General features: G+C 66.6%; 20 protein-coding genes and 1 tRNA gene. 11 read left to right on the forward strand and 10 right to left on the reverse strand.

The window, feature by feature from the left end:
* The first annotated feature begins 68 nt into the window (after window positions 1-68).
* The gene (locus tag CIW53_RS01615; protein ID WP_149362955.1) at window positions 69-458 is read left to right on the forward strand and encodes a hypothetical protein; all 390 of its coding nucleotides are present in this window, start codon (window positions 69-71) and stop codon (window positions 456-458) included.
* 181 nt (window positions 459-639) lie between these two features.
* Here CIW53_RS01615 and CIW53_RS01620 read toward each other — a convergent pair whose 3' ends face one another.
* The 3 genes from CIW53_RS01620 to CIW53_RS01630 form a co-directional block, all read right to left on the reverse strand.
* Entirely contained in the window at window positions 640-2,076 is a 1,437-nt protein-coding gene (locus tag CIW53_RS01620; RefSeq protein WP_149362956.1) for a M20/M25/M40 family metallo-hydrolase, read from the reverse strand.
* A gap of 167 nt (window positions 2,077-2,243) precedes the next feature.
* Window positions 2,244-2,651: a large-conductance mechanosensitive channel protein MscL gene (gene mscL / locus CIW53_RS01625; RefSeq protein ID WP_149362957.1), complete on the reverse strand. Its 408-nt coding sequence runs from the start codon at window positions 2,649-2,651 to the stop codon at window positions 2,244-2,246.
* 90 nt (window positions 2,652-2,741) lie between these two features.
* Window positions 2,742-3,428 carry a fumarylacetoacetate hydrolase family protein gene (locus tag CIW53_RS01630; RefSeq protein WP_149362958.1) on the reverse strand — a complete coding sequence of 229 codons (687 nt, stop codon included), beginning with the start codon at window positions 3,426-3,428 and terminating at the stop codon, window positions 2,742-2,744.
* Between the two features lie 233 nt (window positions 3,429-3,661).
* On the opposite strand from CIW53_RS01630, the gene CIW53_RS01635 reads away from it, so the two are divergent.
* The 4 genes from CIW53_RS01635 to CIW53_RS01650 all read left to right on the forward strand — a co-directional run bounded on the left by CIW53_RS01635 (window position 3,662) and on the right by CIW53_RS01650 (window position 8,206).
* Entirely contained in the window at window positions 3,662-4,906 is a 1,245-nt protein-coding gene (locus CIW53_RS01635; RefSeq protein WP_149363410.1) for an efflux RND transporter periplasmic adaptor subunit, read from the forward strand.
* 103 nt (window positions 4,907-5,009) lie between these two features.
* Window positions 5,010-5,696: an ABC transporter ATP-binding protein gene (locus CIW53_RS01640; protein ID WP_149362959.1), complete on the forward strand. Its 687-nt coding sequence runs from the start codon at window positions 5,010-5,012 to the stop codon at window positions 5,694-5,696.
* 10 nt (window positions 5,697-5,706) lie between these two features.
* Window positions 5,707-6,867: an ABC transporter permease gene (locus CIW53_RS01645; RefSeq protein ID WP_149362960.1), complete on the forward strand. Its 1,161-nt coding sequence runs from the start codon at window positions 5,707-5,709 to the stop codon at window positions 6,865-6,867.
* A 10-nt stretch (window positions 6,868-6,877) separates the two neighbouring features.
* Entirely contained in the window at window positions 6,878-8,206 is a 1,329-nt protein-coding gene (locus tag CIW53_RS01650; protein WP_242451731.1) for an ABC transporter permease, read from the forward strand.
* Between the two features lie 92 nt (window positions 8,207-8,298).
* On the opposite strand, the gene CIW53_RS01655 is transcribed toward CIW53_RS01650, so the two are convergent.
* From CIW53_RS01655 to CIW53_RS01665, 3 genes are all read right to left on the reverse strand, one after another.
* Complete coding sequence (locus CIW53_RS01655; RefSeq protein WP_149363411.1) at window positions 8,299-9,687, reverse strand: TIGR00366 family protein; 1,389 nt, start codon at window positions 9,685-9,687, stop codon at window positions 8,299-8,301.
* Window positions 9,688-9,884: 197 nt separating this feature from the next.
* Window positions 9,885-10,805, reverse strand: a complete 921-nt coding sequence (gene yedA / locus CIW53_RS01660) for a drug/metabolite exporter YedA (RefSeq protein ID WP_149362962.1) — start codon at window positions 10,803-10,805, stop codon at window positions 9,885-9,887.
* 93 nt (window positions 10,806-10,898) lie between these two features.
* Window positions 10,899-11,174 (reverse strand): hypothetical protein, encoded by a 276-nt coding sequence (locus CIW53_RS01665; RefSeq protein WP_149362963.1) that lies wholly within the window; start codon window positions 11,172-11,174, stop codon window positions 10,899-10,901.
* A gap of 77 nt (window positions 11,175-11,251) precedes the next feature.
* On the opposite strand from CIW53_RS01665, the gene CIW53_RS01670 reads away from it, so the two are divergent.
* Complete coding sequence (locus CIW53_RS01670; protein WP_149362964.1) at window positions 11,252-11,638, forward strand: Rieske (2Fe-2S) protein; 387 nt, start codon at window positions 11,252-11,254, stop codon at window positions 11,636-11,638.
* Between the two features lie 42 nt (window positions 11,639-11,680).
* Here the strand turns inward: CIW53_RS01670 and CIW53_RS01675 are convergent, their stop codons facing one another.
* Complete coding sequence (locus tag CIW53_RS01675) at window positions 11,681-12,949, reverse strand: nucleotide sugar dehydrogenase (RefSeq protein ID WP_149362965.1); 1,269 nt, start codon at window positions 12,947-12,949, stop codon at window positions 11,681-11,683.
* Window positions 12,950-13,145: 196 nt separating this feature from the next.
* Here CIW53_RS01675 and cysD point away from each other — a divergent pair, with 196 nt between their 5' ends.
* Genes cysD through cysN form a run of 3 tightly spaced genes read left to right on the forward strand, consistent with a single transcriptional unit; the run spans window position 13,146 to window position 16,083 of the window.
* Complete coding sequence (gene cysD, locus CIW53_RS01680; RefSeq protein WP_149362966.1) at window positions 13,146-14,066, forward strand: sulfate adenylyltransferase subunit CysD; 921 nt, start codon at window positions 13,146-13,148, stop codon at window positions 14,064-14,066.
* Window positions 14,066-14,206 carry a hypothetical protein gene (locus CIW53_RS17605; RefSeq protein ID WP_172969557.1) on the forward strand — a complete coding sequence of 47 codons (141 nt, stop codon included), beginning with the start codon at window positions 14,066-14,068 and terminating at the stop codon, window positions 14,204-14,206. Before cysD ends, CIW53_RS17605 begins: the two co-directional genes overlap by 1 nt.
* Window positions 14,203-16,083 carry a sulfate adenylyltransferase subunit CysN gene (cysN, locus tag CIW53_RS01685; RefSeq protein WP_149362967.1) on the forward strand — a complete coding sequence of 627 codons (1,881 nt, stop codon included), beginning with the start codon at window positions 14,203-14,205 and terminating at the stop codon, window positions 16,081-16,083. The genes CIW53_RS17605 and cysN overlap by 4 nt, the downstream gene beginning before the upstream one ends.
* A gap of 33 nt (window positions 16,084-16,116) precedes the next feature.
* Here the strand turns inward: cysN and CIW53_RS01690 are convergent, their stop codons facing one another.
* The 3 genes from CIW53_RS01690 to CIW53_RS01700 form a co-directional block, all read right to left on the reverse strand.
* Window positions 16,117-17,934 (reverse strand): SLC13 family permease, encoded by a 1,818-nt coding sequence (locus CIW53_RS01690; protein ID WP_149362968.1) that lies wholly within the window; start codon window positions 17,932-17,934, stop codon window positions 16,117-16,119.
* A 268-nt stretch (window positions 17,935-18,202) separates the two neighbouring features.
* Window positions 18,203-18,907, reverse strand: coding sequence for a tRNA (guanosine(46)-N7)-methyltransferase TrmB (gene trmB / locus CIW53_RS01695; protein WP_149362969.1), 705 nt, complete (start codon window positions 18,905-18,907; stop codon window positions 18,203-18,205).
* 93 nt (window positions 18,908-19,000) lie between these two features.
* Window positions 19,001-21,286 (reverse strand): DUF6600 domain-containing protein, encoded by a 2,286-nt coding sequence (locus CIW53_RS01700; protein WP_149362970.1) that lies wholly within the window; start codon window positions 21,284-21,286, stop codon window positions 19,001-19,003.
* 291 nt (window positions 21,287-21,577) lie between these two features.
* Between CIW53_RS01700 and CIW53_RS01705 the strand changes: the two genes are divergently transcribed.
* Window positions 21,578-21,651, forward strand: a tRNA-Gly gene (locus CIW53_RS01705).
* Window positions 21,652-21,685: 34 nt separating this feature from the next.
* Entirely contained in the window at window positions 21,686-22,138 is a 453-nt protein-coding gene (locus CIW53_RS01710) for a RimK/LysX family protein (RefSeq protein ID WP_149362971.1), read from the forward strand.
* Window positions 22,139-22,141: the final 3 nt, after the last annotated feature.

Below are 22,141 nucleotides of genomic sequence, written 5' to 3' on the forward strand. Positions count from 1 at the left end.
GATCGTTGCTTCGCAGCGCAGTGTGCAATCTTGCGTTAGGGTGATCGCGTCACTCGAGGAGAAGCGCCATGTCACGCATCACGACGTTCGCACTCGCCATCCTGTTCGTCCTGGCGAGCGCCAGTTGCACGACCCGCGCCACCGAGCCAGGCGAGCTCGACGCCGCAGCGCTGCGGGCCTGGGCCAGCCAGCCGTGGGACAAGGCCGCGCGGATGCACACCACGGTGAGCGTGGGCAGCTATCGCGGCGTACCGGTGGTCGCCGAACATCCCTGCGCGGACGTGTGCCCGCAATACACGTTGCGCATCATCCACTACCAACTGCCGCCGGATGCATCGTGTGCCAGCGCAGGTGGCGTGGAGAAGCAGGTGCTGGTGCCGATCGCGATCACCGTGCGATCGAAGACGTTCTGCGTGCCGGAGCCGCTGGTGGCGTCGGGGGCGTACTACTCGAAGTGACCGCGAGCGGCGGACGGTATCCGCTCTACGCACCCCATCGGGGGCAAGCGTTCAGGCCTGCTCTTGTGGGAGCGGCTTCAGCCGCGATGCTTTTTGAAAGAGCTTCGCGGCTGAAGCCGCTCCTACAAGTCGCGTTCACCTCGGCTTCGTAGTGCGGCCACCGCCCGCACGCCAGAACCCATCATTCGCCAGCGCCGTCTTTCGCGAAGGCGCCCGGTGCCGAGCCGAAATCGCCATTGGCCTGCGCCGCCATGTACGAGAACGCGGCGTATACCGCCACGTTCTGCGCCAGTTCGGCCGGGTCGATCTTGTCCAGCGTGTCGTTGGCGGTGTGGTGCCAGTCGAAGTACTTCGTGCCGTCCTGGGTCAACGACAGCGCGGCCATGCCCTTGCCGTGCATCTGCGACAGGTCCGAACCGCCGCCGCCGGGGTGGGTGGTGTCGTAGGCCACGCCGATCGGCTCCAGCACCTTCGCGATCTGGCCGATCGCATCGCGCGCCTCGGGCTTGACGCTCGCGCTCATGCGCCAGACCTTGCCGGCGCCAAAATCGGATTCGGTGCCGAGCTGGAACTTCGTCACCTCAGCGGCGTGCTTCTCGGCGTACGCGCGGCCGCCCCACAGGCCCATCTCCTCGTTGGCGAAGGCGATCACCCGGATCGTGCGGTCCGGCCGTTGCGGCAGGTCCTTGATGAGCTTGCCCGCTGCCATCGCGATGGCCACGCCGGCGGCATCATCGATTGCGCCGGTGCCCGGGTCCCATGAGTCCAGGTGGCCGCCGATGGCGACGACCTGGTCGGGATGCTTGCGGCCGGTGATTTCGCCGATCACGTTGGCGCCGGTGTACTCACCCTCGATGCCGCAATCGAGATCGAGCCGGACCGTCACCGGCTTGCCGTAGGCGAGCACGCGTTCGAGCTGGTCGGCATCGAGGTTGGACACCGCGGCGGCGGGGATTCCCTTGGCCGGGTCGTGGAAGCCGGTCACACCGGTGTTCGGCGTGCGGCTGTGCGGATCGGTGCCGGCGGTGCGCAGCAGGTAACCGACCGCGCCCTTGGCCTGCGCGACCACCGGGCCCTGCACGCGGATCGGCGAGCCGACGCCGTAATCGTGGCCGTCCTTGTAGCGCTGCATGCGATAGTCGACGAACACGATCTTGCCCTTGACCGTGGCCGGGTCGGCCGCCTTGAGTGCATCGAGGCTGTCGAACTTCACGACCTGCGCGGTGAGTCCGCCCCGGGGCGTGCCCGGCGAATAGCCCAGTGCGGTCAGCACCATCGACTGCGGGAACGGCGCCACGATTGCGCCGTGTTCGCTGCGGCGCACCCATTTCGGATAGGTGACCGGCTCGGTGTAAACCTTGTCGAACCCCAGTGCCTTGAACTTGGCGACCGCCCAGTCCACGCCGCGCTGGTCGGCCTCGCTGCCGGCCAGGCGCGGCCCGACCTCGGTGGTGAGCGAGGTGACGATACGGTAGCCGGTATCGTCGTGCATCGCCTTGTCGCGCAATTGTTCAGCCGTCTTTACGGCCGCGGCGGGAATCGTGGTGGTAGCGGCGCTGGCGATACCGCAGGCGAGCAGCAGGCTGGCAGCGAGCAGGGTGGGGGGAAGACGGCGCATCGGGGACTCCGCTGGGGTAAACCCCGATTATGGCGCGGCGCGCGGGAAGCGCTCAGGTCGAAAGTCACGGTGCCGGCTTTTGTGGGAGCGGCTTCAGCTGCGACGCTCTTTCGCGAGAAGCGGCAAAAAAGCGTGGCGGCTGAAGCCGCTCCCACGGGTCGCGCTGGCTATTGCCTGTTCTTCAGCAGGTCGCGGATCTCGGTCAGCAGGGCCACGTCGGCCGGCGTGGCGGCGGCTTCCTCCTGCTTGTGGCTGAGCCGGTTGATTCCCTTGATCACCAGGAAAATCGCGAACGCGATGATGAGAAACTGGATCAGCGTATTGATGAAGGCGCCATACTGGATCGCCACTTCGGCGATCTTGTGGGCCGGATCGGTGGCGTCGGCCGGGCGCAGCACCCATTTCAGGTCGCTGAAGTCGATGCCGCCGGTGAGCCAGCCAATCGGCGGCATGATGATCTGGTCGACCAGCGAGGTGACGATCTTGCCGAACGCGCCACCGATGACGACGCCGACGGCCAGGTCGATGACATTGCCGCGCATCGCGAAAGCCTTGAATTCGCCGAGCATGCTCATGGTGCTGGTACTCCTTCAGTTGAGCCGGATGGCGGACACGACTGTACTGCGCGGCTGCGCCATCGCACAGTGACGCGTCCCCACGGCAACTCAGACGATGCGGCCATCCAGCTCGGCAACGCCGGTCAGTTCGGCGTGAAAGCGATCGCCGCGTTGCAAAGCCGCCACGCCGGCCGGCGTGCCGGTGAAGATCAGGTCGCCGGCTTTCAGCTCGAACAACCTCGACAAGGCGGCGATGATGTGCGGCACGTCATGCACCATCTCGCCCAGGGTGGTCTGCTGGCGCAATTCGCCGTTCACGTGCAGCCGCAGCGCGGTGCCGGCGTCCAGTGCCATCCCGGTGGCCTGGCGCAACGCGGAAACCGGCGCGGAGTGATCGAACCCCTTGGCGACATCCCACGGATGCGCTTTGGCCTTTGCCTGCGCCTGCAGGTCGCGTCGGGTCAGGTCCAGCCCCACGCCGTAACCCCAGACCAGCGCGGCGCCCTGTTCCGGCGTGAGGTCGCGGCCACCGGCTCCCAGCGCCACCACCATCTCCACTTCATGATGCAGATCGCCGGTGGCCTGCGGGTACGGAACGTCCGCCCCGTCGCCGACCACCGCATCGGCCGGCTTGCAGAAAAACATCGGCGCGGCCGTATCCACGCTGGCCCCCATTTCGCGCGCGTGCTCGGCGTAGTTGCGGCCGATGCAGAACACCCGGCGGATCGGGAAGCGCTGGTCGCTGCCGATGATCGGCAGGCTCGGGATGACGGGAACGGCGATGATGTAGTTCATGCCGGCAAGCGTAGCAAAGCCCCGGCGTCCAGGGGCAACAAGGCTGACCCGGGGTGTTGCGCCGCGGAGGGTCGGGAACGTGTCGATTCCGTGTGGCCCCGTTCGTCGATACCCGGTGGCGATGATTCCGGTGCCATGGCGGGTGACAGCTGTCACCGTCGATGGTTGATGCTGTGTCATGGCGGGCCGCCGGCATGTCGTTCATGCTAGCCGCCTGGAAGGCCGAAACGGGAATGGATGTGGATAACGCCCAACTACTGAAAGAACTGCGGATCGAACGTCACCAGCGCGAAGATCATGGCCGGGGTCCGGGGCGTTGGCCGTGGATAGCCGGTGGCGCCATCGCCTTGCTGGTACTGCTGGCTGGCGCTGGCTGGATGCTGCTCGGCCATCGTGCGGTAGCCGTGCAGACCGCGACCGCGGTGACACCCACGTCCGATGGCGAAGCCGGCGCCGTGCTGCAGGCGACGGGTTATGTCACGGCGCGGCGGCAGGCCACGGTATCGGCGCAGATCACCGGCACGCTGACCGCGGTGCTGATCGAGGAGGGCGATCACGTCACGCAGGGCCAGGTGCTGGCGCGGCTGGACGACAGCGGCTACAAGGCCAACCTGGCGGCGGCGAAGGCGCAGGCCGATGCCGCGCATGCGCAGGTCGCGCAGTATCGGGCGCAGCTGGCCCAGAGTATCCACGACGCAGCGCGACTGCAGTCGCTGGTCGCCCGCGGTCTGGTGTCGAAGCAGAGTGCCGAACAGGCGCAGACCCAGGTCGACAGTCTGCGCGCCCAGCTCAGTGCGCAGCTGCAGCAGGCCAGGTCGGCCGACGCCCAGGCCAACGTGGCGAAAGTGAACTTCGACTACACCGTGGTGCGCGCGCCGTTCAGTGGCGTGGTCACCACCAAGGATGCCCAGGTCGGCGAGATCATTTCGCCGCTGTCCGCCGGCGGCGGCTTCACCCGCACCGGCGTGGGCACCATCGTGGACATGGCTTCGCTGGAAGTCGACGTCGACGTCAACGAGGCCTACATCGGCCGGGTCAAGCCGGGCATGCCGGCCGAGGCCGTGCTGGACGCGTATCCGGACTGGAGCATTCCCGCCCACGTGGTCGCGATCGTGCCGACCGCCGATCGCGGCAAGGCGACGATCAAGGTGCGCGTGGCGCTGGAGAAGAAGAACGATGCCCGGATCGTGCCCGACATGGGCGTGCGGGTGTCGTTCCTGGAACAGAAGCCGAAGGCTGCGAGCGAGGCGCCGCAGGGCGTACTGGTGCCGGCCGCGGCGATCGTGCAGCGCGATGGCCGCAGCATGGTGTTCGTGGTCGACGGCAACGTGGCGCACCAGCGCACGGTGAGTCCGGCGGCACAGGCCTATGGCGAGTTGCGCTTGCTGCCGGCCGCGGTGAAGCCGGGCGACAGCGTGGTGGTATCGCCGCCGGCCGAACTGCACGACGGTTCGGACGTCCAGACCAAGAAGCCTTAGTTCCATCTTTCCTGTGGGAGCGGCTTCAGCCGCGACAGCTCTTCGAAGAAGCATCGCGACTGAAGTCGCTCCCGCAAAAACCAGCAGCTATCGGAGTATTGCCATGGGCACGCTGATCGAAATCAAGGACCTTGCCAAGACCTACGAGCGCGGCAAGCAGAAAGTCGAAGTGCTGCACCACGTCAACCTGGATATCGCCGAGGGCGATTTCCTGGCGCTGATGGGGCCATCCGGCTCCGGCAAGACCACCCTGCTCAACCTCATCGGCGGGCTCGACACGCCGAGCGCCGGCAGCATCAGCGTGGGAGGCCAGCGCATCGATCAGTTGAGCGGCGGCGCACTGGCCAAATGGCGTGCATCGAATGTCGGTTTCATCTTCCAGTTCTACAACCTGATGCCGATGTTGTCGGCGCAGCGCAATGTCGAGCTGCCGCTGCTGCTGACCAGGTTGTCGGCGACGCATCGCAGGAAGAACGCTTCGATCGCGTTGCAGCTGGTCGGCCTGGCCGATCGCGCCAGCCACAAGCCGAGCGAGCTGTCCGGTGGCCAGCAGCAGCGCGTGGCGATCGCCCGCGCGATCGTTTCCGATCCGGCGCTGCTGGTCTGCGACGAGCCGACCGGCGACCTCGACCGCCAGTCCGCCGAAGACGTGCTCGGCCTGCTGCAGCAGCTCAATCGCGACCACGGCAAGACCATCGTGATGGTCACCCACGATCCGAAGGCGGCCGAATACGCCAGTCATACGCTGCATCTGGACAAGGGCGCCCTGGTCGAGCAGGCCACGGCCTGAGGAGGCAGTCATGAAATACCTTCATCTGATCTGGGCCGCCCTGTTCCGGCGCAAGACCCGCACGATACTCACGCTGGTGTCGATCATCGCCGCGTTCCTGCTGTTCGGCATGCTCGACGCGGTGCGTACCTCGTTCGACCAGGCGGGCAAGAGCGCCAACGGCGCCGAGCGCCTGCAGACCGGCTCGAAACTGTCCTTCATCCAGACCTTGCCGTCGTCGCTGGAGCTGCCGATCGGCAAGGTGGCGGGCGTCAAGGCGGTGGCGTTCGCGAACTGGTTCGGCGGTGCCTATCAGGATCCGCACAACCAGATCTTCAGCTTCGCGGTGAGTCCGAACTACCTCGACCTGTATCCGGAAATCGAGGTGAGCGCGGAGCAGCGCAAGGCCTACGACGACACCCGCACCGGCGTGCTGGTCGGCGAGGCGCTGGCGCAGAAGTACCACTGGAAGGTCGGCGACAAGCTGCCACTGCAATCCACCATTTTCCCGACCCACGACGGCACCAAGAACTGGAGCTTCGACATCGTCGGCATCATGCATCCGAAGGACAAGAACAGCGGTGGCATGTTCGACCAGCTGATCCTGTTGCACTGGAAATATTTCGACGACAGCACGCCGTACAACCGTGGCTCGGTGGGCTGGTACGTCAGTCGCGTCGCCGACGTGAACCAGGCCGACCGCGTGGCCAAGGCGATCGATGCGATCTCGGCCAATTCCGACCATGAGACGCGTACCCAGACCGAGCAGGCTGCCGCGGCGAACTGGATCAAGCAGCTCGCCGACATCGGCCTCATCGTGGGATCGATCATGGGCGCGGTGTTCTTCACCCTGATGCTGCTGTCGGGCAACACGATGATGCAGGCGGTACGCGAACGGACGTCCGAACTGGCCGTGCTCAAGACGATCGGCTTTTCCAGCCGCAGCGTGCTGTGCATGGTATTGGCCGAATCGGTGTTGCTGCTGCTGATCGGCGGAGTACTGGGGCTGGGCATCGCCACGGTGCTGATTCCCGGCGTCGGCGCCCGGGCCGGGTTGGCCTTGCCGGCGGTGGGAGCGGCCAACTGGGCGCTCGGCATCGGCCTGATGGTGCTGATCGGCCTGGTGGTCGGCCTGCTGCCGGCATTGCGCGCCATGCGCCTGAATATCGTCGATGCACTGGCCGGACGCTGAGGATCACGAAATGAACAGACTCAAGAATTTCATGCTTGGCCTGGGCCTGATGGTGATCCTGGTCGTCGCGCTGGCGATCTGGGTCAAGCTGTCGTGGCCCGGCGCGCTGATCGCCGCGGTGCTGTTCGCGACCTGGATGGCGGTCACCCGATTGGGTCGCCAGGCCGCGTCGGTGACCAGCGTGGGCGTGAGTACCTTGCGCCAGCGGCTGGGCTCGTCCTCGGTGATCGTGATCGGCATCGCCGGCGTGGTCGGCGTGCTGGTCGCGCTGCTGGCGATGGGCGAGGGCTACAGCGAAACCCTGCGCAAGACCGGCAACACCGATACCGCGATCGTGATGCGCGGCGCCTCGGCGTCGGAGGTGATGTCGGTACTCGAGCGCGACAGCGTGGTGGTGATCCCGCAGGTTGCCGGGATCGCCCGCGATGCGCAGGGCAAGCCGATTGCTTCGCCCGAATTGGTGGTCGCTGCGAATCTGCAGCTCAAGGGCGGCACTCCCGACGACGTCGGCAGCGTGCAACTGCGCGGCATCGGCGACGAGGCATGGACGGTGCGACCGAACGTCAGGCTGGTCGCGGGACGCAAGTTCAAACCCGGCATGCATGAGCTGCTGGTGGGGCAGGGCGCGCAACGCGAGTTCGACGGATTGCAGGTGGGCCGGCAGATCAAGCTGGGCAGCCAGAGCTGGACCGTGGTGGGCGCCTTCGCCTCCGGCGACGCGCTGGATTCCGAACTGTGGGCCGACGCGAACGTGGTCGCCGACGCCTATCGTCGCGGCGGCAGCCGCAACTCGGTGACCGTGAAGCTCACCAGCCCGCAGGCGTTCGATGCCTTCAAGGCAAGGCTCGAAGCCGACCCGCGATTGAAGGTCGACGTCAGCACCACCCTCGATTATTTCAGCAAGCAATCCGAAGGCACCTCGAAGATGATCAAGGGCATCGGCATCACGGTCGGACTGATCATGGCCATCGGTGCGATCTTCGGTGCGCTCAACTGCATGTTTGCCGCCGTTGCCGCACGTGCGCGCGAGATCGCCACGTTGCGCGCGATCGGTTTTCGCGGCACGCCGGTGGTGGTGGCGATCATGCTGGAAACGATGCTGCTGGCCCTGCTCGGCGGTTTGCTCGGAGGTCTGCTGGCGTGGCTGATCTTCAACGGCTATACCGCCTCGACCCTGGCCGCCGGCTCCGTCGGCAAACTCAGTTTCGAGTTCAGCGTGACCCCGGCATTGTTGTGGAGCGGCCTCAAATGGGCGCTGGCGATCGGCTTCATCGGCGGCCTGTTTCCCGCCGTGCGTGCGGCACGGCTGCCGGTGACCACGGCGTTGCGCGAACTGTAGGAGCGAGGAGTGAGTGGAGAGGAGTGATGAGAGAGAGCAATGCCTTGCGCTGATTGGCCTTCCTCTCACGTCTCCTTCCTCTCTCCCCGCTCCTACGGCATGACCGGCGGCACGTAGGTCAGCGTCATCCCGAGCAGCCACAGCATGCCCAGTACCAGCGGTACGTGCACCACCAGTTGCATGAAGGTATAGCCGACCACGTCGCGCGCCTTCAGTCCCAGCACGCCGAGCAGCGGCAGCATCCAGAACGGGTTGATCAGGTTCGGCAGCGCCTCGGCCGCGTTGTATACCTGCACTGCCCAGCCCAGGTGCACGTGCAGGTCGTTCGCCGCCTGCATCACGTACGGCGCCTCGACCAGCCACTTGCCGCCGCCGGATGGCACGAAGAAGCCGAGTACTGCCGAATAAGCGCCCATCACGGCGGGGAAACTTTCGGTACCGGCGACGTGCACGAACAGGTTCGACAAGCGATGCGCCAGCGTCACGCCGCCGGCACCGGGCACCTGGGTGAGCAAGGCAGCGATACCGCCATACAGCGGGAACTGGATCAGCACGCCGGAGGTGCTGGGCACCGCGCGGCTGACGGCGTCGAGGAAACTGCGTGGGCGCCAGTGCAGCAGGATGCCCAGGGTGAGAAACAGGAAGTTGTAGGTGTTGAGGTTGGCGATCGCGGTGACCGCCGGCTTGCTGGCGAATTCGTGGCCGAGCCAGCCCAGTCCGAGCAGACCGATCGCCAACGACAGCAGCGGACTGTATTCCAGCCATTCGCCCGGCCGCGTGCGTGGCGGCAGCGCCGGCGTCGAGGTTTCGCCCACGTCGAAATCCTTTGAAGTGCGCGCATTCGCATCCGACGGCGCGGTGGTCCAGCAGATCAGCAGCGACACCACGATCAGCACGGCGGTCAGCACGATCGACTGCCACAGGAAGATGGTCTGGCTGAAAGGCAGCACCCCAGTGATCGCCAGCAGCCCCGGCGGCATGCTGGCCGGGTTCGCCTGCAACTGCGCGGCGGACGACGACAGGCCCATCGCCCAGATCGCGCCGAGGCCGAGATAGGCCGCCGCGCCGGCTGCGCGGTAGTCCATGCGCAGATCGTCGCGCCGCGCCAGTGCGCGCACCAGCAGTCCGCCGAAGACCAGCGAGAAACCCCAGCTGAGCAGCGACGCCAGCATGCTGACCAGGGCGATGTAGACGATCGCGCCACGCCCCGTGCGCGGTGCCCGCGCCAGCACGTCGATGAAGCGGGCCACCACTGGCGCCGTCGCCAGCACATAGCCACCGATCACCACGAACGCCATCTGCATGGTGAACGGGATCAGGCTCCAGAAGCCGTCGCCGAACGCGCTCACCGCAGCCGTGGGCGTGGCGCCGAACGCGAACGCCGCCAGCGCGACCACCACCACGCCGAGCGCGGCGAACACCCAGGCATCGGGAAACCAGCGCTCCGCCCAGGCTGCGCTGCGCAAGGCGGCGCGCGCCATCCATCCGTCCTGCGATGCGTTCATGCGGTTCTCCGTCGGTGGTCGCGACATCGTCGCGCCACGGCGGTCGCACCTGCAAGCCGACCAAGGTCGAACAGCGATGGGCGGGCCGCTTTTCTGTAGGAGCGGCTTCAGCCGCGATGCTCCTTGATCAAAGGCATCGCGACTGAAGTCGCTCCCACGCCAGGAGGTGGTTCTTACGCAGCTTTCGGCTTCTGCTTCGCCAGCGTGATCACCGCCACGCCGAACAGGATGATCGCCATGCCGGCGAGGTCGTACGGGCCGACATGTTCGCCAGCCAGCAGCACCCCGAACAGCACGGCCACCGGAGGATTCACATAGGCGTAGCTGGTGGCCAGCGCCGGTCGCGCGTGCTTGAGCACGTACAGGTACGCGCTGAACGCAACGATCGAACCGAATACGGCCAGATAGGCCACTGCCAGCGTGGCGCGCGTCGTGGGATGTGAAGGCAGGTGTTCGCCGCTGGCAAAACCGACCAGCAGCAACGCGACGCTGGCGCACAGCATTTGCGCGGCCGTGTTCATCGGACCGGGCGGCATTTCCCGGCGCCGGCTCCAGGCCGATCCGAATGCCCAGCACATGGCTGCGACCAGCAACGCCAGCGCGCCAAGCCGCGAACCGGACAGGCTGCTTCCGAGGTTCAACACGATGACGCCGGCGAAACCGATCGCCAGGCCGACCCCCTCGCGCCGGTTCGGCCACTCGCCATACATGCCGGAGAACAACGCCGCGAACAGCGGCATGCTGGCCACCGCCACGGCGGCGATGCCCGAACTCACCCGCTCCTCGGCGAAGCACACCAGGCCGTTGCCGAAGCCCAGCAACAGCACGCCGGTGAACGCGGCGTTGCGCCATTGCAGCAGGGTCGGCGACGCCATCCCGCGCCAGCGCAGGAAGCCATACAGCGCCACACCGGCGCACAGGAAACGCACGCCGGCCAGCAGGAACGGCGGATAGCTTTCCAGCGCAAAGCGGATGCCGAGGTAGGTCGAGCCCCAGATCACATACAGCGCGATCAGCGCCAGCGGTATCAGCAAACGAGGATCGGTGAAGCTGCGCGACGTTTCAGTTGCGCAGTCGGCAGAGATGTCGGCCATGGGGGAAGGTCGTGTGGGGAGCGCGCATTATCCGCGCGTTGCCCGTAGAAACGCACCCCCGGACCTGACTCCGGGAAGCGTCGTGCAGATTGCTCAATGCGTGACGGGGCGGCCCTGACGGATCACCACGAAGTCGCCTTCCAGCACGGCCGGCTTGTGCGCGGCATCCACCTCGGCGGCGGTCGTCGGCGCGCGGCCATGCTTCCACTGGCGCAACGCCAGCAGCACCGCGCCGCCGACCAGCAATACGCCAGCCACCAGCAGTCCGAACATCAGCAACACACCCACCAGCACCACCCCGAGCAGCAACGAGAAGGCACGTACCAGCGGATGGCGGGAACGACGCAGGGAAGGCATGGAAAAGTACATGTGTTAAAAATCCGTGTGGTAAAATCAACGACTTACGCGACAACCATGGGGCCATCCGGTCCGCGAGGCAAGTGCCGATGGATACAGTTTGTCCCCCTTCATCCCTGCCGGAGCAGGTGTTGTGCCGGCTGGATGAAATTCCCGATGGCGGTGCCACTGCCGTCGACGCCAAGCTGGCCGATGGCGACGCGAGCGTGATCGTGTTGCGCCACGGCGAGCAGGTGCGCGGCTATCTCAACGTCTGCCCGCACGCGGGGCGCCGGCTGGATTATGCGCCGGGAAAATTCTTGCTGAAGAACGACACGCTGATTTGCGCCGTGCACGGCGCCACCTTCGATCGCGCCGACGGGATGTGCGTGGCCGGTCCGTGCCGCGGCGAACACCTGCGGACGGTGGCTGTGCAGGTGAACACCGGGTGGGTGCACCTCTCGCCTGATCCGAGCCCTTTGGAAAGCGACTCCTGAGCCGTCTGCCGGCGACATCGGAGCGCTGGCGACGATGCCCGGCTACAAGCGACCGTCGACAGAGCCAGCGGGAAGCAGGCTCTTGATGTCGAACACGGCGCAATGCTCGCGGCCGTAATGGCGCAGCCCGGCGTCGCCGAGATCGAGGAAGTCCCGATGGGCGACGGCCAGCACGATGGCGTCGTAGGTGCGCGGCGCGGGCTGTTCGATGGTCCGGATGCCCAGCCTCTGGCGCGCCTCCTCCGCATCGGCCCAGGGATCGTGCACATCCACCCGGGCATGCGCGGATTCGAGCTCGCGCACGATGTCGACCACGCGGGTGTTGCGCAGGTCCGGGCAGTTTTCCTTGAAGGTCAGGCCGAGCACGAGGATGCGCGAGCCGATGACGTGGATGCGCTTGTTGGCCATCAGGCGGATCACCTGGTGCGCGACGTACAGCCCCATGCGGCTGTTGATGCGCCTTGCGGCGAGGATCAGTTCGGGGTGATAGCCGAGCACCGTGGCCTTGTGCGTGAGGTAATACGGGTCCACGCCGATGCAGTGGCCACCGACCAGCCCGGGCTTGAACGGCAGGAAGTTCCACTTGGTGGCCGCCGCATCGAGCACGTCCTGGGTGTCGATGCCCATCGTATTGAAAATCATCGCCAGCTCGTTCACCAGTGCGATGTTGACGTCGCGCTGGGTGTTCTCGATGACCTTGGCCGCCTCGGCCACCTTGATGCTGGGTGCCTTGTGCGTGCCGGCCGTGATGATGCGCCGGTACAGCGCGTCGACGAATTCGGCCACCTCGGGCGTCGAGCCGGAGGTGATCTTGATGATCGTGGGCAACCGGCGTTGCTTGTCGCCGGGGTTGATCCGTTCGGGGCTGTAGCCGCAGTGGAAATCGTGGTTGAAGCGCAGGCCCGACTCCCGCTCCAGCACCGGCACGCAGATTTCCTCGGTGGTACCGGGATAGACGGTGGATTCGTAGATCACCACATCGCCGCGCTTGAGTACCTTGCCGATACTCGCGCTGGCGCTTTCCAGCGGGCTCAGGTCGGGCCGGTTGGCCTCGTCGACGGGCGTGGGTACGGTGACGATGAAGACGTTGCAGTCGGCGATGGCTTGCGCATCGGTGGTGAAACTCAGGCGGGTCGCTGCAGCAAATTCCGCCGCCGGGGTCTCAAGCGTGTGGTCGCGGCCCTGGCTCAGCTCCGCGACGCGGCTGGCGCTGGTGTCGAAGCCGATGGTATCGAGCTGCTTGCCGAACTCCACCGCGAGCGGCAGTCCGACATAGCCAAGCCCGACGATGGCAATCCTGGGTTCGTTCAAGTGCTGGCCTCGTGTCCGGCTGGGTCCGTGCGTCATGCGGCGCGCGGTTCAGCGGTGAAAATAGCAGCGATGCGGGTGGCTGTCGCTTGCATGCGGGTGAATGCCTGGCCATGGCGCGGAATAAGCCCATACAAAACAGTCATGACTCCACGGCGGCAAGGTCGCTAGTATCATCAGCAAGATCACCGGAAACGAGATGACGGACATCGACACCCTGGCCCCGGCTTCGCATCTGAAGCGTCTGGAAGCGGAAAGCATTCACATCCTGCGCGAAGTGGCGGCGGAGTTTGCCAATCCGGTGATGCTGTATTCCATCGGCAAGGATTCCTCGGTGCTGCTGCACCTGCTGCAGAAGGCGTTCTATCCCGCACCGCCGCCGATCCCGCTGCTGCACGTGGATACAACGTGGAAGTTTCGCGAGATGATCGCGTTCCGCGACCGCCGCGCGCGCGAGACCGGCTGCCGACTCATCGTGCACATCAACCAGGATGGCGTGGCGCAGGGCATCGGCCCGTTCAGCCATGGCGCCACCGTGCACACCGACGTGATGAAGACGCAGGCGCTGAAGCAGGCGCTGGACAAGTACAAGTTCGATGCCGCCATCGGTGGCGCGCGCCGTGACGAGGAGAAGTCGCGGGCGAAGGAGCGCGTGTTCTCGTTCCGCAATGCGCAGCACCGCTGGGATCCCAAGTCGCAGCGGCCCGAGTTGTGGGATCTCTACAACGCGCGAATCCACAAGGGCGAGAGCGTGCGCGCGTTTCCGATCTCGAACTGGACCGAGCTGGACATCTGGCTGTACATCTATCGCGAGAACATCGAGGTGCCATCGCTGTACTTGGCGGCCGAACGGCCGGTGGTGGAACGCGAGGGCGCGCTGATCATGGTCGACGACGAGCGCATGCCGCTGTTGCCGGGCGAGGTGCCGCAGATGCGCAAGGTGCGCTTCCGCACCTTGGGCTGCTATCCGCTGACCGGTGCGATCGAGTCCGAGGCCGATACGCTGCCGGCGGTGATCCAGGAAATGCTGGTGGCACGCACGTCCGAACGGCAGGGACGCGTGATCGATCACGATCCGTCGGCGTCGATGGAGAAGAAGAAGCAAGAGGGTTATTTCTGATGGATCGCGTTGCCGTGACTGCCAGCCGTTTCATCCGGACCGCGTACGATTCGTCCATCCGCCGCCGGGTCGTCATTCGCCCGGAGCGCGGCGCTGCCGGCGCGAAGTCGAAGGGCATCAGCCGATCGGAGGCCGCGTGAATCGCATCGACGCCGGCGCGGCCATCGACGCCTACCTGCAGCAGCACGAAACCAAGAGCCTGCTGCGTTTCATCACCTGCGGCAGCGTGGACGATGGCAAGAGCACGTTGCTGGGCCGACTGCTGTACGACACCAAGCTGCTGTTCGATGACCAGCTTGCCGCGCTGGAAGGCGACAGTCGGCGCCATGGCACGCAGAACGGCGAGCTGGATTTCGCGCTCCTGGTCGACGGCTTGTCGGCCGAGCGGGAACAGGGCATCACCATCGATGTGGCCTATCGTTTCTTCAGTACCGACCGGCGCAAGTTCATCGTCGCCGACTGCCCGGGCCACGAGCAGTACACGCGCAACATGGCGACCGGCGCGTCCACGGCGGAGCTGGCCGTGGTGCTGGTCGACGCACGCAAGGGCTTGCTGACGCAGACGCGGCGGCACACCTGGATCTGCGCATTGCTGGGCATCCGCCATGTGCTGCTGGCGGTGAACAAGATGGACCTGGTCGAGTATGCCGAGGAGGTGTTCCGGCCGATCGAAAGCGCCTACCGCGAGCTGGCCGGGCAGATGGGCATCGGCCAGGTCACCGCGATTCCGCTGTCGGCGTTGCGCGGCGAGAACATCAGTTGCCGCTCGTCGCGGATGGATTGGTACGAGGGCCCCAGCCTGCTGGAACACCTGGAGACGGTGCAGATCGTGCGTCCGTCCAGCGACTTGGGCTTCCGCATGCCGGTGCAGTGGGTGTGCCGGCCGGACCAGGGCTTTCGCGGCTATGCCGGCCAGGTCGCCGCCGGCGCGCTCTCACGTGGCGACGAGGTGGTGGTGCTGCCGGCCGGCGTGCGTTCGCGGGTGGCACGCATCGTGACGGCCGATGGCGACCTGGACTGCGCACGCGTCGGCGACGCGGTCACGTTGACGCTCGACGACGAACGCGACATCAGCCGCGGCGACATCATCGCCGCGACGGCGCAGCCGCCGCAGGTCGCCGACCAGTTTGCCGCCAACCTGTTGTGGATGGGCGAAAGCCCGCTGCTGCCGGGGCGGCCGTACTGGCTGAAGATCGGCACGCGTACCGTCACGGCGCAGGTCACCGAAATCAAGCACAAGGTCGACGTCAACACGCAGGAAAAGCAGGCGGCCAAGCGGTTGCTGCTCAACGAGGTGGCGTACTGCAATATCAGCCTCGACCAGCCGATCGCGTTCGAGCCGTACGAGCATTGCCACGAGTTGGGCGGCTTCATCCTGATCGATCGCCAGAGCTTCGCCACGATCGGTGCCGGCACGCTGGCGTTTGCATTGCGTCGCGCCGACAACATCCACTGGCAGCATCTCGATGTCGATCGCGCCGCGCGCGCGGCGATCAAGGGCCAGACGCCGGCCTGCCTGTGGTTCACCGGCCTGTCCGGTTCCGGCAAGTCGACCATCGCCAACCTGGTCGAAAAGCGCCTGCACGCGATGGGTTATCACACCTACATGCTGGACGGCGACAACGTGCGCCATGGCCTCAATCGCGATCTCGGTTTCACCGACGAGGACCGCGTGGAGAACATCCGCCGCGTGGCGGAGGTCGCGCGCCTGATGACCGACGCAGGGCTGATCGTGCTGGTGTCCTTCATCAGCCCGTTCCGCAGCGAGCGGCGCATGGCGCGCGCCTTGTTCGACGCCGGCGAGTTCCGCGAGGTCTTCGTCGACACGCCGCTGGAGATCTGCGAGCGACGCGACGCCAAAGGCCTGTACGCCAAGGCCCGCGCAGGCGACATCAAGAACTTCACCGGCATCGATTCGCCGTACGAGCCGCCGGAAGCCCCGGAGTTGCACCTGCAAACCACCACCGCCAGCGCGGACGCCATGGCACAACGCGTCGTCGAGAGCTTGCTGGACTGAGCCGCCGACACCGTGCGGCCGATGCCGCGTCGATCAACGGAACATCAGGTTGATCGCGAGCAAGGTGACCACCAGCACCAGCAGCGTCAGCGGCGCACCCACGCGCAGGAAATCCTTGCCCTTGTAGCCGCCGGGGCCGGTGACCATCATCAGCGCCGGATGGCCGGAGCTGAGCAGGAAGGTGTTGGAGGAGGACACCGCCACGATCAGCGCGTAGGCGGACGGGTTGCCGCCGGTGGCCACGGCCACGCTGATCGCGATCGGCACCATCATCACGGTGGCGCCCACGTTGGACATCACCTGCGAGAACAACAACGTGAGGATGCCCAGGCACGCCTGCAGCACCCACGGCGAGGCACCGCCCAGATGCGCCAGCATGCCCTGGGCAATCCACGCGGCGGTGCCGGTGGCATCCATCGACCAGCCCAGCGGGATCAGGCAGGCGGTGACGAAGATGGTTTTCCAGTTGATCGCCTTGTAAGCCTCGTCCATGTTCAGCACGCCGGTCAGCAGCATGCCGATCGCACCGGTCATCATCGCCACCGACAGGTCGAGGTTGGTGAACAGCGCCAGGCACTTGGCCATCACGAAGAAGCCGACCGCCTGCCAGATCTTGCCGGGGCGCTGCTCGTCCTTGGGGATGTCGGTGACGACGACCAGATCCTTGTCTTCCGAGGCCAGCGCCAGGTCGCGCCAGTTGCTGTGCAGCACCAGCGTGTCGCCGGCGCGCAGGCCGACTGCGCGCACGTCGTCGCGGAAGACCTGGTCGCCGCGGGTCACCGCCAGCACCGAGATGCCGAACCGCTTGCGCAGGCGCAGCTCGCCGACGGTCTGCTTGATGAAGCGCGAGCTGGGCGGGATCACCACCTCGGAAATGCCGGCGCGGGTCGGGTTGAACAGCTCGCCGAGCTGGCGCATGCGCGTGGACAAGCGGCACAGCTGGTTGTTGGCGAAGCGGGCCAGCTGTTCGCGCGGGCCGAGCACGCCCAGCACCGAGCCGACCCAGATCACGTGATCCGCCGGCGGCGCCATGCGCGCGTCATTGCCGCTCTTGATCGCCAGGATCAGCGGCGCCTCGTACAACTGCTCCGCTTCGCCGATGCTCATGCCGACCAACGGGCTCTCCGCAGTGACGGTGAGCTCGGCGGTCTCGCCGCCGATACCGTAGGTCTCGGCGAAGTAGCTCTCGGTGCGGCCCGGGGTCACCTTCAGCCGTTCGTCCTCGTGACCGGGCAGCAGCTTGCGGCCGAAGAAGTAGAAATACGCCACGCCGAGCAGGGCCAGCGACAGGCCGATCGGAGTCACGCTGAACAGGCCGAATTTCGGGATGGTATGCGCGCCCGGCGGCAGGTTCACGTTGGCGCTGGCGATCAGGTCGTTCAGCACGATCAGTGGCGAGTTCGCGATCAGCGTGGTGTTGGTCGCGGTGAGGATGCAGAACGCCATCGGCAGCAGCAGTCGCGACAACGGCACGCCGGTACGCGCGGACAGTCGGCTGCTGACCGGGATCATCAGCGCGGCCAGGGCCTGGCTGGGAATCACCGCGCTGAACAGGCTGGCGACCAGGTTGATCACCACGCCGAGCCGCGATTCCGCGCCGCGCGCCATGCGCATCACGAAGTTGGCGGTGAGGTTGAGCACGCCGGCGCGGTCGAGCCCCTCGCCCATGATCATGATCGCCATGATCGCGATCACCGCGTTGCCGGCGAAGCCGTTGAACACGCGGTCGGACGGGATCAGCCCGGTCAGCCCGATCACCACCACCACCAGCAACGCCACCATGTCGGCGCGGATCCACTCCAGCACCAGCATCAGCATGGTGAAGCCCACCAGCCCGAGTACCAGAATCATGTCGGGGGTGAGCGAGAGTCCCACTAGCCGGCGCCCCGGCAGTGCAGCTGGCAATCATGGATACGGCGGGGCAGTGGAAGCTTCACGCTGCGGCGATTCGTCCCTGGGCGGATGAGCGCGAGTATAAGCGGGCTGATGCGGTTGCTGGTGAACCCCGGGCCAAGAGCGACACCTTGCTGGAGGAACTTCCTCCTCTCGTGGGGCGGGCATTGTCCGGCCCACGAAGAAGCCCGGCTCACCGGGGAGCATGCGCCGCGGCAGGAGGTCATCAAACCCTGCGATACAACAAATCCCAAACCCCATGCCCCAGCTTCAACCCGCGCCGCTCGAAGTGCGTCTCGATGCGCCAATCGGGTTTCTCGGCATACTGGCCGGGACCGAGCTGGTTGCGCCACGCAGGGGCGGCTTCCATCACCTCGAGCATGTGCCCGGCGTAGGGCTGCCAGTCGGTGGCAAGGTGCAGCAGGCCATCGGGCGCCATGCGCGAGGCGAGCAGGGCGGCAAACTCGGGCTGGATCAGACGGCGCTTGTTGTGGCGTTTCTTGTGCCATGGGTCGGGAAACCAGATGCGTACCTCGGCCAGGCTGCCCGGCGCGATCTCGTGCTCCAGCACTTCCACCGCGTCGTGCCTGTACACCCGCACGTTGCCGGCGCCGCGCGCGGCCAGCGCGTTCATCAGCCGGCCCACGCCGGGCCCGTGTACTTCGACGCCGATGAAGTCGCGCACCTGGTCGTGTTCGCTGGCCCAGGCCAGCGCTTCGCCATTGCCGAAACCGATTTCGAGCACCAGCGGCGCTTGCCGACCGAAGTTCGTCGCGAAGTCATGCGGCGTGCCGCGGTAGTCGATGCCGTAGCGTGACCACAGCGTGTCGAACGCGCGCTGCTGCGCTGGCGTCATGCGACCTTCGCGCAGCACGAAACTGCGGATGCGGCGCATGTAGGCGGAGGCGGTCTCGTCGTGGATTTCGGTCATGGTGGGAACGCAATGGCGATCCGGCCATTGTAGCGAGACACGCATGCCGATGCCGGCCATCCCGCACCGGGATGGCCGTGCACGAGGGCTCGATCAGTGCTGCCGATCGTTCGCTTTCACGGGGTGATCGGCTCGTTCCGATGAGCGCTCCCGCGTCCTTTGCGACTGGGGCGTTTCGGCGCGCGGTGCGGGCGCGGCACGCTGCGCAGGCTGGTAGTTCCGCATCGACTCGGCCCGCACTGGAGCAGGCATCGGGCGTGGCTGCGCGCGGACAGGTTGCCGCGCGAAACTGTCGACCCGCTCGACTCGTGGCTCGAATCGTGGCTCGATGTTGCGGCGTGCGGGCATCGGCTCGTTGCGCACGGCGCGCATCGTTTCGACGCGTTCGAAGCGTGCAGCGTTGGCTGGCATGGGACGGCCGGCGGACAGCGGGCGATCGACTGGCGTGGCGCGCCGAACCGGCTGTACCGGCGGCAGGCCGCGCCCGTTCGGGCGGATGTCGTTTTCATCGCCACGGGAGATCACGCTCAAGCCCGGTCGCGGCATCGCGTCTCGTGACTCCCTTATCGGCATGCGCGCCCGCTGTTCGAGGTGCCCGGGCAGCGGCGCATCGGACGCGGGCCGATGCGCAAAGCGCGTGGACGGCAGTTCGCCTTGGCGTGACCCGATCGCATTGTCCCGACGCATCGTCTGCGACCTGCCTGCCGCCACTTCCGGCGCGGGCGCAAGCCGACCTGCCGGCGTGATCCGCGCCGGCGGCGACAGTGGTCGGCCGGCGGCCACCCGATCGCTGCCGTCGTGGTCGACACGGGACAGGCCGGCATCCTGGCGGACACCGCGCGGATTCAGCAGGCGAACGTTGGAGGCTTGCCTGCCGATGCGGCGCGCTGAGTCCAGGTTGCTGGCGGAGCCGGGGCGCACCAGCGTGGCCGGATCATGGCGGGCCACCACATCCGGGCGAAATCCTTCGGCCGGTCGGGCGTGCGTGCGCGGGTTGCGGATGTTGTCCGCCACGGGGCGCAGGGCGGCGCCACGCGGCGATACTTTGGCGTCGGCCAGCTTGCGCGGATCGATCCGCAGCAGATCGCGCTGCACATGCCGCCCGCTGGCGAAGGCGCGGCCCGGCACGACCGTGAATCCACGCGGCGCATCGCGGTTGACGTAATGCTCGTCGGGCTCGGGCCTGCCGGCGCGGTAGTGCTCGTAATGCCGGCGGATATCGTCGTCGTTGCGACGATCGCGTCCGCGACCGTCGCGCCCATCGTCGCGGTTGATCCGGACGTAATAGTTGCGGCCGCAGTGGTACCAAGGGTTGTAGATTTCGCCCGGGCCGAGCGGGAACCAGCCGACCGGGGCGCCGCCGATGCCGACCGACCAGCCGCCGCCGCCGACAAAGGCCACCAGTGCCGGGGCGTAGATCGCACGCACGTCACGCGGCCCCGGGATCCAGCCCCAGCCACGGCGCGTATGGGCCCAGCGGCCATAGTGATAGGGCGCGTAACCCCATGGCGAGTCGTCCACCCAGGTCCAGCCCCAAGGCGCGATGTAGGCCCAGTGGCCATCACGATACGGCGCCCAGTCGTTGCCGACCCGGCTCGGATACCACACCGCGCCGTAGTCGCTGGTTTCCTGCCAGTCGCCGTACTGGTCCAGGTCCTGATAGCCGACCACATCGTCGGACACGTACCGGCGGCTGATCGATTGCGCGTAGCGACGATCGCGCGAGTCGCACCATGCGTCGAATGCGTCGCCGCCGCCGATCTCGCTGATCGCCACCGCGCCGAGGCGGGAATCGGCGAAGCGATAGCTGCGACCGGAGTTGATCGTGCGCTGTGCGTTGTCTTCGCCGTAAACGACGGCGCTGCCGCTGAAGGCGGTGACCTGGGTGCCGTCGTCGTCGATGTCGACCCGGAACGTGCCGGGTTGATCGAGCACCAGCGCCACGGTCGGGGTGTCGATCTCGTAGCTCTGGCCTGGCTCCAGTTGGCGCACCGTGAGGTTCAGCGTGCCCCGGGTCAGTTCGAGCTGGGCGATCTGGTCGTTCAGGTCGAGCACGCCCAGGTCGGTCTGGCCGTCGATGCGCAGCGTGCCGCCGCCCAATTCCAGTTCCGCGCGCGCGTCATGGCCGGTGGACAGGCGGTCGCCGGTGGTCAGCGGGCGATTGACGTCGGCGTCGCTCCAGTCGGTCGCGCCAGCCGGCAGGAAACCGAGGTCGCCGGCAACGTAAGACAGCCGCGCCACCCGGCTTGGCGGATCGGCGCGGTCGTCATCGGCGGCGGATTGCGCCTGGGCCAAGCCGGCGAACAGGAACAACATCGCGATGGCCAGCCATCGCCAATGACGGCGCCACATGGCCGACAATTCGACATACCTGGGCATGATGTTCTCCATGAGTGGCACAAGGCCGCGGGACTTTCATTGGCTACCGGCACTGGAACGCGCATTGTCGGACAGGCGATGACAGTTGGCCGGATTATGCGACCGGTACCGTTCAGCGGGCATTGGGGCGTCCGGCTCGGCAGAAGGAACGGTCCGGCGGCGACGCTCCCGTGCGCGCAGCGAACGGTCGAGCCTGTGGATCATCGAAGCGCTGCCGCCGCCGGCCAAGCGTGCCGGCGAAGGGCCAGCTTTCCAACCGCGCGAATCCCGGGTTACCATCCGCCGGTCAACGCGGGTGTAGCTCAATGGTAGAGCTGTAGCTTCCCAAGCTACTGACGAGGGTTCGATTCCCTTCACCCGCTCCACCTCCCGCCGCATCCGAGCTATTCCGAACCCTTCATGGTCGATCTGATCACACTCGGCTGGCGGGAGCGGCTGGCGTTGCCGGAGCTGGGCATCGGCATGCTCAAGGCCAAGCTCGATACCGGCGCGCGCAGCAGTTCGCTGCACGTCGACACGCTGGAAGAATTCCAGCGCGACGGCGCGACCTGGCTGCGTTTCACCATGCACGTCGGCCGACGTCAGCCGCTGCATGTGGCTTGCGAGGCCCCCGCCCTGGATCGACGCGCCGTCACCGATACCGGTGGGCGACGCACCGAACGCTGGTTCATCCGCAGTGAAATCCAGCTGGCCGGCCAGCACTTCAGTGTTGACATCAATTTGACCGATCGCCGGCACATGCTGTTTCCCCTGTTGCTCGGCCGCAGCGCGCTGAACGGGCGTTTTGCGGTGGATCCGGCACGCTCCTACACCCAGCCCCGCCCGCCGTTGGCGACCATCGACCCACCGTGACGA

It is taken from the genome of Rhodanobacter sp. T12-5 (assembly GCF_008329435.1).
In the GTDB taxonomy this organism is placed as follows: Bacteria; Pseudomonadota; Gammaproteobacteria; order Xanthomonadales; family Rhodanobacteraceae; genus Rhodanobacter.